This is a genomic window from Burkholderia sp. Ac-20379 (genome assembly GCF_017104645.1).
Classification (GTDB): domain Bacteria; phylum Pseudomonadota; class Gammaproteobacteria; order Burkholderiales; family Burkholderiaceae; genus Burkholderia.
The window spans coordinates 1-8,133 of sequence record NZ_JAAGPF010000337.1 but is presented as its reverse complement, the minus strand read 5'-3'; the positions used below and the strand labels follow the sequence as shown (position 1 = coordinate 8,133).

At 71.0% G+C, this 8,133-nt stretch carries 9 protein-coding genes and 1 pseudogene; 5 read left to right on the top strand and 5 right to left on the bottom strand.

Features of this window, described 5'->3' with window-relative positions:
* A pseudogene (locus tag G3N92_RS28065) lies at window positions 1–363 on the bottom strand (DinB family protein); the annotation flags it as partial.
* Window positions 364–475: 112 nt separating this feature from the next.
* Window positions 476–1,378: an SDR family oxidoreductase gene (locus G3N92_RS28060; RefSeq protein WP_206130842.1), complete on the bottom strand. Its 903-nt coding sequence runs from the start codon at window positions 1,376–1,378 to the stop codon at window positions 476–478.
* Window positions 1,379–1,476: 98 nt separating this feature from the next.
* On the opposite strand from G3N92_RS28060, the gene G3N92_RS28055 reads away from it, so the two are divergent.
* Window positions 1,477–2,355 (top strand): helix-turn-helix transcriptional regulator, encoded by an 879-nt coding sequence (locus G3N92_RS28055; RefSeq protein ID WP_206130841.1) that lies wholly within the window; start codon window positions 1,477–1,479, stop codon window positions 2,353–2,355.
* Window positions 2,356–2,439: 84 nt separating this feature from the next.
* On the opposite strand, the gene G3N92_RS28050 is transcribed toward G3N92_RS28055, so the two are convergent.
* Window positions 2,440–4,305, bottom strand: coding sequence for an ATP-binding cassette domain-containing protein (locus G3N92_RS28050; RefSeq protein WP_206130840.1), 1,866 nt, complete (start codon window positions 4,303–4,305; stop codon window positions 2,440–2,442).
* On the bottom strand, window positions 4,302–5,177 hold the full coding sequence (locus G3N92_RS28045; protein ID WP_206130839.1) for an extracellular solute-binding protein: 876 nt from the start codon (window positions 5,175–5,177) through the stop codon (window positions 4,302–4,304). The genes G3N92_RS28050 and G3N92_RS28045 overlap by 4 nt, the downstream gene beginning before the upstream one ends.
* A 147-nt stretch (window positions 5,178–5,324) precedes the next feature.
* Here G3N92_RS28045 and G3N92_RS28040 point away from each other — a divergent pair, with 147 nt between their 5' ends.
* Genes G3N92_RS28040 through G3N92_RS28025 form a run of 4 tightly spaced genes read left to right on the top strand, consistent with a single transcriptional unit; the run spans window position 5,325 to window position 7,267 of the window.
* A complete protein-coding gene (locus G3N92_RS28040) occupies window positions 5,325–5,753 on the top strand; it encodes a TOBE domain-containing protein (RefSeq protein ID WP_206130838.1) in 429 nt (142 codons plus the stop codon).
* Between the two features lie 8 nt (window positions 5,754–5,761).
* Window positions 5,762–6,268, top strand: a complete 507-nt coding sequence (locus G3N92_RS28035) for a molybdopterin-dependent oxidoreductase (protein WP_206130837.1) — start codon at window positions 5,762–5,764, stop codon at window positions 6,266–6,268.
* 7 nt (window positions 6,269–6,275) lie between these two features.
* Window positions 6,276–6,821 (top strand): nitrogen fixation protein NifQ, encoded by a 546-nt coding sequence (locus G3N92_RS28030; protein ID WP_206130836.1) that lies wholly within the window; start codon window positions 6,276–6,278, stop codon window positions 6,819–6,821.
* A gap of 20 nt (window positions 6,822–6,841) precedes the next feature.
* Complete coding sequence (locus G3N92_RS28025; RefSeq protein ID WP_241015064.1) at window positions 6,842–7,267, top strand: winged helix-turn-helix domain-containing protein; 426 nt, start codon at window positions 6,842–6,844, stop codon at window positions 7,265–7,267.
* Between the two features lie 237 nt (window positions 7,268–7,504).
* Here the strand turns inward: G3N92_RS28025 and G3N92_RS28020 are convergent.
* The coding region (locus G3N92_RS28020; RefSeq protein WP_206130835.1) for a DUF2325 domain-containing protein at window positions 7,505–8,133 on the bottom strand (629 nt) is incomplete at its 5' end.

Here is an 8,133-nt window from a genome sequence, read left to right as displayed (position 1 = left end):
GAGCCGCGCGGGCATCCGCGCCAGCGCGTCGCGCACGCCGTCGAACGGCAGCACTGCCGGATACGGGCCGAACACCGCGCCGTACGTGAACGGCGCGCCGCCGATCCGGCCGCGCGCCTGCACCAGCTCGTGGCCGTGGCGGCGCATCACCTCGGCCACCATCGCGCCGCAGAACTGGCGTGCGGTGGTGTCGGCGGCGGCGTCGGGGAATTTGGCGGCGATCTCGTCGCGGATCGCGGCGATCGCGGCCACGCCCACGCGCGACAGCGCCGCGAATTCGATATAGCGCGACGGCGTGTCGATCAGCGCTTCCAGTTGCCGCCCGAGCGGCGTGGCGCGGAAGCGGTCGAATCGCGAATGCATGAAAGGAAAAGGCCTCGGCAGGTAACGTTGCAAAACGATACGTTACCTGCCGGGGCCGGTCAAAGCCGATTGCGGCCGCCGTCCCCCCGATCGGGGACAGCGGCCCGCGCGCTCAGTGCGCCGCGCCTTCCACGAACTTGCCGTGATTCAGATCCTCGATCAGCGTCGGGCCGACCGGCTTCCAGCCGAGGCGCGCCTGCGTCAGCGCGCTCGATGCGGGCATGTCGAGGCTCACGAACATCCCCATCCAGCCGAAGTGCGCCTGCGCGTCTTCCTTCGCGATCGAGCGGGCGGGCAGGCCCATCACGCGCGCCAGCGTCTCGGCAATCTCGCGGCTCGAGATGCCTTCCTCGCCGACGGCGTTCCAGCGCGCGCCGGCCTGGCCCTTTTCGATGGCGAGGCGATACAGCTTCACGGCGTCCGACAGATGGCCGGCCGGCCAGCGGTTGGCGCCGTCGCCCACATACGCCACCACGCCCTTGTCGCGTGCGATCTGCACGAGCGGCGAGATCAGGCCCTGGCGATACGGGTTGTGAACCTGCGGCAGGCGCATCACCGACACGTTGACGCCAGCGTCCAGCAGCGCGTTGCCGGCCAGTTCCGAGCCGATGCGCGGGTTCGGATGGGCGGTGTTGAACACGTCCTCGCTGGCCGGCTCGCCGTGCTCGCCGCTGCCCACGCCGGTGCCCGACGTGATCAGCAGCGGGCGGTCGGATCCCTTCAGCGGCTCGCCGAGCGCCGCGATCGCGCGCTTGTCCTTCTCGCAGTTCGCGACGAAGTTCGTGAAATCGTGGTCGAACGCCGCGTGGATCACGGCATCGGCCTGGGCCGCGCCGGCGCGCAGGCTGTCGGTGTCTTCCAGCGTGCCGCGGTGCACGTCGGCGCCGGCCTGGCGCAGCGCGTCGGCGCCGGCGTCGGAGCGGGTCATGCCGAGCACCTGATGGCCCGCCTGGATCAGTTCGGGAACGAGGGCCGAGCCGATGAAGCCGGTCGCGCCAGTCAGAAAAATACGCATGTGAACTCTCCTTGGGTCGTCACGCGCTTACTATCCGACGGTTGCTTATCCCGTTAAAGTAGTGAGTTCATCATGGTAAAGCGACTAACAGGATTCCCATGACCGTCGATACGGCCCGCTCGCTGGGCGATTTCCTGCGCAGCCGGCGCACCCGGCTCGATCCGGCCAGCTTCGGGTTTTCGGGGCGCCGGCGCACGCCGGGGCTGCGGCGCGAGGAGGTGGCGCAGCGCGCCCACATCAGCCCGACCTGGTACACCTGGCTCGAGCAGGGGCGCGGCGGCGCGCCGTCGGCCGAGGTGCTGGAACGGATCGCCGGCGCGCTGCTGCTGACCGACGCCGAGCGCGAGCACCTGTTCATGCTCGGGCTCGGGCGGCCGCCGGAGGTGCGTTACCGCGTGGTCGAGGGCGTCAGCCCGCGCCTGCAGCGGCTGCTCGATTCGCTGGAGGCCAGCCCGGCGATCGTCAAGACGGCGACCTGGGACGTGGTGGCGTGGAATCGTGCGGCGTCGGTGGTGCTGACCGATTACGGCGCGCTGCCGGTCGGCTCGCGCAACATCCTGCGGTTCCTGTTCAGCAACCGCGAGGTGCGCGCCAAGCAGCACGACTGGAACGCCGTGGCGCGTTTCGTGGTGGGCGCGTTTCGCGCCGACGTGGCGCGCGCCGGGATCGCCTCGGAAGTGGGCGAGCTGGTGGAGGAGCTGTGCGCGGCCAGCGAGCAGTTCGCGATGCTGTGGCGCGACAACGAGGTGCTGAGCCACGGCGAGGGCGACGGCGTGAAGCGCCTTCAGCACCCGTTGCTGGGGCAGATCGAACTCGAGTATTCCGCGTTCGCGGTGGACGGGCGGCCCGACCTGGGGATGATCGTCTATACGCCGCTCGACGCGGCGGTGGCGGGGCGGATTCGTGCGCTGGCGGGGGAGCATGCGCAGCGCGAACGGGAGCGGGAACAGGCCGAGGCGCTCGCGCAGGCGGGTTGAGCGCGGCGTTGGCGCGGAGGCGATCCGGGTTCGTTTCGCGCGGGCCGGCCCGCTAGCGGGTCGCCCACGCCGACGCGAGCGGTTTTACCCGGCCGTCAGCGCCCACGCCGCCACGCCCGCCGCATCGATCCTCACCCGGCAGCCGGCCACGCCGTCTTCCACCTGCGGCTCGACCGCCACGTCGAACACGTGCCCGCCCAGTTCGACACGCGCATGGCGTTCGCCGTCGCGCAATTCCACCGATTCGATCCGCGCCGCCAGGCCGTCCCCGCCGTGCTCGTCGTGCTCGCCGTGCGCGTCCACCAGCCGGATCGCCCGCGGCGCCACGCGCCACATCGCGCGCATGCCGGCCGCGAGCGTGCGGTCGGCCGTGTCGAGGACGACGCCCGGGCCGATCGCGATGCGCCCCGGCGCCACCATCTCGCCCGCGCCCACGTTGCGCAGGCCGAGCAGCTCGGCCACGCGCGGGTTGGCCGGCCGCGCGAACACTTCCGTCACCGGCCCCGCCTGCAGCGTTTCGCCGTGATCGATGACGAGCACGTCGTCGGCCAGTTGCGCGGCTTCGTCGGGATCGTGCGTGACGATCACCGTCACCGCGCCGATCTCGCGCTGCAGCGCGCGCAGCGAGCGCCGCAACTGGCGGCGGCGCGGCGTGTCGAGCGCGGAGAACGGCTCGTCGAACAGCAGCAGATGGCTGTGCCGCGTCAGCGCACGCGCGAGCGCGACGCGCTGGCGCTGGCCGAGCGACAACTGCCGCGGCAGCCGGTGCGTCAGCGCGTCGAGCCCGAGATGGCCGGCCCAGTAGCGCGCGGCCACCGGGTCCGCGTCGACGGGAAAGCGCAATTGATGCGCCACCGTCATGTGCGGGAACAGCCCGTAATCCTGCGGCATGTAGCCGATCTGGCGCTGCTCGGGCGGCAGCGCGCCGAGCTCGGCCGCGCCGAGCCGCACGCTGCCTTCGTCCAGTTGCTCCAGCCCGGCGATCAGGCGCAGCGCCAGCGATTTGCCCGAACCGGACGGCCCGACGATCGCCAGCCGCCGCGACGCGGGCGTCCAGTCCACCGCCAGCCGGAACGCGCCGAGCTGCTTGCGCAGCCGGATCGCGAGCCGCAGTTCGGGCGCGCCAGCGTCGGGCGGGGTGTGGGTGCGCGCGAGCGGCTCGTCGCCGCTGTCGGCGGGTTCGGGATTCGTGGCCTCGCGCCGGCCGAAGCGCACGATCGACAGCATCGCGCAGGCGATCGCGATGGCCAGCGTGGGCAGCAGCAGCGGCATCATCGCCGGCAGGCCGAGGCTGCCGAACATCACGTAGGTATAAACGGGCAGCGAATACGGGTGATACGCCACCATCACGGTGGCCCCGAATTCGCCGAACGCGCGCAGCCAGGCCAGCGCGAAGCCGGCGCGGATCGCGGGCCAGGCGGCCGGCAGCGCGACGCGGAAGAAGCGGCTGGCGGCGCGATGGCCGAGCGTGGCGGCCACGTCCTCGAACACCGGATCGATCGCGCCGAACGCCGAGCGCGCGGCCACGATCAGGAACGGCGCGGCCACGAACGTTTCGGCGAGCACGATGCCCGCGAACGAATCGGTCAGCGCGCCGTTGGTCCACTGGCCGAGCGGGCTGTACGGCCCGAACAGGAACAGCAGCAGCACGCCGCTCGTCAGCGGCGGCAGCGCCAGCGGCAACTGCACGACGAAGCCGAGCGGCGCGGCCGCCTTCGAGCCCGAGCGCGCCAGCCAGTAGCCGAGCGGCACGCCGCACACGAGCGTGATCAGCGCGGCCAGCGTGGCGCTGCCGGCCGACACGGCGACCGCCGACCCGGTGGCGCCCCAATCGACGCTCGCCCAGTCGGCCTCGCCGATCTGCGGAATGCTCGCGACGAACGGCGCGAGCAGGTAGACCGCGAGCAGCAGCGCCAGCAGGCGCAGCGGCGCGGCCACGCGTCGCGTCATTGCGCGGCGTCGATCACGGCTTGCAGCGACGGCGGCAGCGCCTGCGCGTTGCCCTTGACGGTCGGCTTGACCACGTCCACGCCGTGTTCCTTCAGCAGCTCGCGGCCCTTGGCGCTGAGCAGGAAGTTCGCGAAGCGCGACGCGCCGTCCTTGTTCTGCGCATCCGAGAGGATCGTCAGCGTGTAGTTGGCCTGGATGTGCAGCTCAGGCGCGGGCGCGATGGCCGGGATCTTCAGGTCCGAGGTTTCGGTCGAGTAGAAGAAGCCGGCGTCGAGCTGGCCCGATTGCAGGCGGCCGACCAGCGTTTCCTCCGGCAGCACCTGTTCCGGGTTCTCCGGCGTGCCGAGCGTCTTCTCGACGAGATCCGGCTGGTGATAGAACTCGGCGGCCTTGGTCATCATCTCCACCGTGAACGCGCCCTTCGGATCGAGCTTCGGATCGGTGCGGCCGATGCGGATGCCCGGCTCCTGCAGCACCTGATCCCAGCGCTTCGTCTTGAATTCCTTCGCGAAGCGGCTCTTCGGGTTGTAGCCGATCATCAGCGGCGACTGCGCGAAGTTGACGTACCACGACGTGTGATCGCCGTTCGCCTCGCCCATCAGGCTGGCGTTGACCTTCGGGCTGGCGCTGATGAACACGTCGCCGCGGCGCAGCTTGCCCTTGATTTCATTGGCGATCTTGTTCGAGCCGGCGGCGTAGCCACGGAAGTGCAGGCCGGTTTCCTTCTCGAACGCGGGGCCGACGCTGCGCTCCATCAGGTTGACCAGCGAACCCGCGTACAGCACGTTGACGGTGTCGGTATCGGCGGCGTGCGCGGTGGCGACGAATGCGCTTGCGACGACGGCGCCGCAGACCAGCAGCTTGCGAAACATGGCTTACTCCGTAGCGTTATAGAGGTCGGTATATTACGGTGCTTACACGACATTTTGTCGGAATCGATGAGGCTGCATGCGTTTACACTGAGCGTCCCCGCCGCGCGGGCCACGCCGGCCCGCGGCATTCGATTTCAGGAGACCAGCATGCGTACGAGCGCCCGTAACCATTTCGTCGGACAGATCGTCGAGGTCAAGCCCGGTGCCGTCAACGACGAAGTGACGCTGCGCGCCGCCAGCGGCCTCGAGATCGTCGCGATCGTCACGCACGGCAGCGCGCAGTCGCTGGGCCTCGCGGCCGGCGTCGAGGCGTTCGCGCTGGTCAAGGCGTCGTCGGTGCTGGTGATGGTGGACGTGGCTGCCGATCGCGTGTCGGCGCGCAACTGCGTGGCCGGCACCGTGGCCGCCGTCATCAAGGGCGCGGTCAACGCCGAAGTGGCGATCGCCGCGCCGGGCGGCGCCGAGGTCGTCGCGATCGTGACGAACGACAGCGTCGAGCGCCTCGGCCTCGCCGCCGGCAAGCCGGCCAGCGCGATCTTCAAGGCGTCGAGCGTGATCATCGGCGTCGACGGCTGAGCGGCGCGATGTCCTCCACCGAAACCGCTTCCTCCCCGGCCGCGCCACTGTTGCCCGGCCACCCGGGCGCGGGCATCGTGCAGGTGACGGGCGACGTGCTGCGGCCGATGTCGCTGTCGCTTGCCGATCTGGCGGCGCTGCCCGCCACCGTCTGCGAGCCGTTCGCGCTGCGCTGCTTCACGAGCGGGCGTTATATCCGCGACGTCGAGCGCTATCGCGGCGTGCGGCTCACCGAGCTGTTCACGCAGGCGGGGCTGCACGATCCGGCCAGCGGCGATCTCAAGCGCACCGTGTTTCTCGCGATCGGCCACGACGGCTATGCCGTGACGTTCTCGTGGCACGAGCTGTTCAACACCGCGATCGGCGAGCAGGCGATCGTCGCCTACGCATGCGGCGGCGAGCCGATGCGCGCCGAGGGCGGGGCGCCGTACCTGTTCTCGGGCGCGGACATCTCGCCCGCGCCGCGCCACGTGAAGCGGCTCGCGTCGCTGGTGGCGCGGGTGCTGACGGTGTGAGCGGGCGGTGGCCGTTTCCGGCATCGACCGCGCTGGCGACGCCGCGCTGTTCGCGGCGCTGATCCGTGCACGCAGCGCGGCGGCGCGCGACGAGCTGGCGTGGCTCGGTGTGTCGCACGCGGCGCTCACGCGCCTGCTGGCGCGGCACGGCTTGCCGGATGTGGACGCCGCCTGGGCCGAAGCGGCGTTGCCGAGCGAGCATGCGGCGTTCGTCGATGCGCTGCGCGCCCGCTTGCTGGCCGACGCCAACCCGGCGGTCGATCCCGACGACGCTCGCTGCCTCGCCAGCATCGTGTCGCATGCGTGCCTGCGCCCCGATCACCTGTGGCGCGACCTCGGCCTCGACGGCCGCGAGGCCGTCTCCGCGATGCTCACGCGCTTTTTCCCGGCCGTGGCGGCGCGCAATACCGGCCAATTGCGCTGGAAAAAATTCCTTGCCCAGGATCTCGCGCTGTCGCGCGGCGAGGCCCCGGCGCCCGCGCCCGGTTGCCCCGGCTGCGAGGATTACGGGCATTGTTTTCCCGCGCCGCACGATCGCGTTTCGCCGCACTGACGCGTCGATCCCTTCGTTGTATGCTTGCGCGCATGACCCATCCCGACCTTTCGTCCCCGTCCGATTCCGCTGGCGCACCGCCGGCGTCCGAGCCGTCGTCCGCCCCGCAGGTGAACTTCCGGATGCGCATCCGGCGCGGCCAGACCGTCGCGCTCGGCCCCGGCAAGGTCACGCTGCTCGAAGCGGTGCGCGAGCACGGTTCGATCTCGGCCGCGGCGCGGCATCTCGGCATGTCGTACCGGCGCGCCTGGCTGCTGATCGACGAGTTGAACCGCTCGCTGCGCTCGCCCGCCACGCACTCGGAGCAGGGCGGCGCGAGCGGCGGCGGCTGCACGCTGACGCCGGTCGGCGAGCAGATCGTGCGGCTCTATCGCGAGATTGAAGAGGAAGCGCAGCGCCACTGCGCGAAGCAGCTCGCCGTGCTGACGGAGATGATGCAGCCCTGAGGGGGCGGTGACCGTGGGCGCGGCGGTCGAACGATGCCGCGCGGCGCGATGGATTTCATCGCGGCCCCGGTCGTGCGCGTTTGCGGCGGCTTGTTGTATCTGTTTGCACGCTGAGCCGGTCAGGTAACGCCTCCAACCCGTGTCAGCTTCCTGCTTTTCCTCTTGGGCACTGAGCCAATCGTGCCCGGCTTCCTGCTTTTCCGCTTGAGCACCGAACCGGTCGGGCCGTTCCGGCGATCAGCCTTGCCGCGTGCCGAACGCCTGCCCGGTCGCGCGTTCTGCTTCGCGTTCGGCCGCGCGCGCATGCGCGGCGATCGCATCCACCACCAGCGCCAGTTGCGCCGTGCGGATCCGGCATAGCGGTACCGCCTGCGCCTCGCAGGCCGCATCCAGCATGGCCTGTGCGTCGGTGTCGACGCGATCGGCCGCCATCACCACCAGATCGGCGTCGCTCACTCGCCGCTGCCACGCGGCGGACGTTGCCGGCGCGCCGTCATGCACCGCGACCGAACCGCCGGCCGCGCCCACCAGCCGCGCGATCGCCGCGTTCGATCCGGGCCGCCCGCCAACGTAGACGATCTTCCGCCCGCGCATCGCGCGCAGCGATGGCCGCGCGAAATCCACTTGCCCCGCATCCGCCTCGAACGCCTGTTCAAGCACGGCGGCTTCGCGCTTGGCCGTGTTCAGCGCGTGCAGCGCGTCGTCGAGCTGCTCGCGCAGCATTTGCACGCGTGCCTGTTCGATCTCGCGTTGCTGCTCGGCGGCCGCGGCGCGGCTGGCCAGCACGACCGCGTTCGCATCGCGTTCGGCGAGCGCGCGCCGCAGCCGCGCGAGTTCTGCCTGCGCGGCGGCGGCAGAACTCGCGA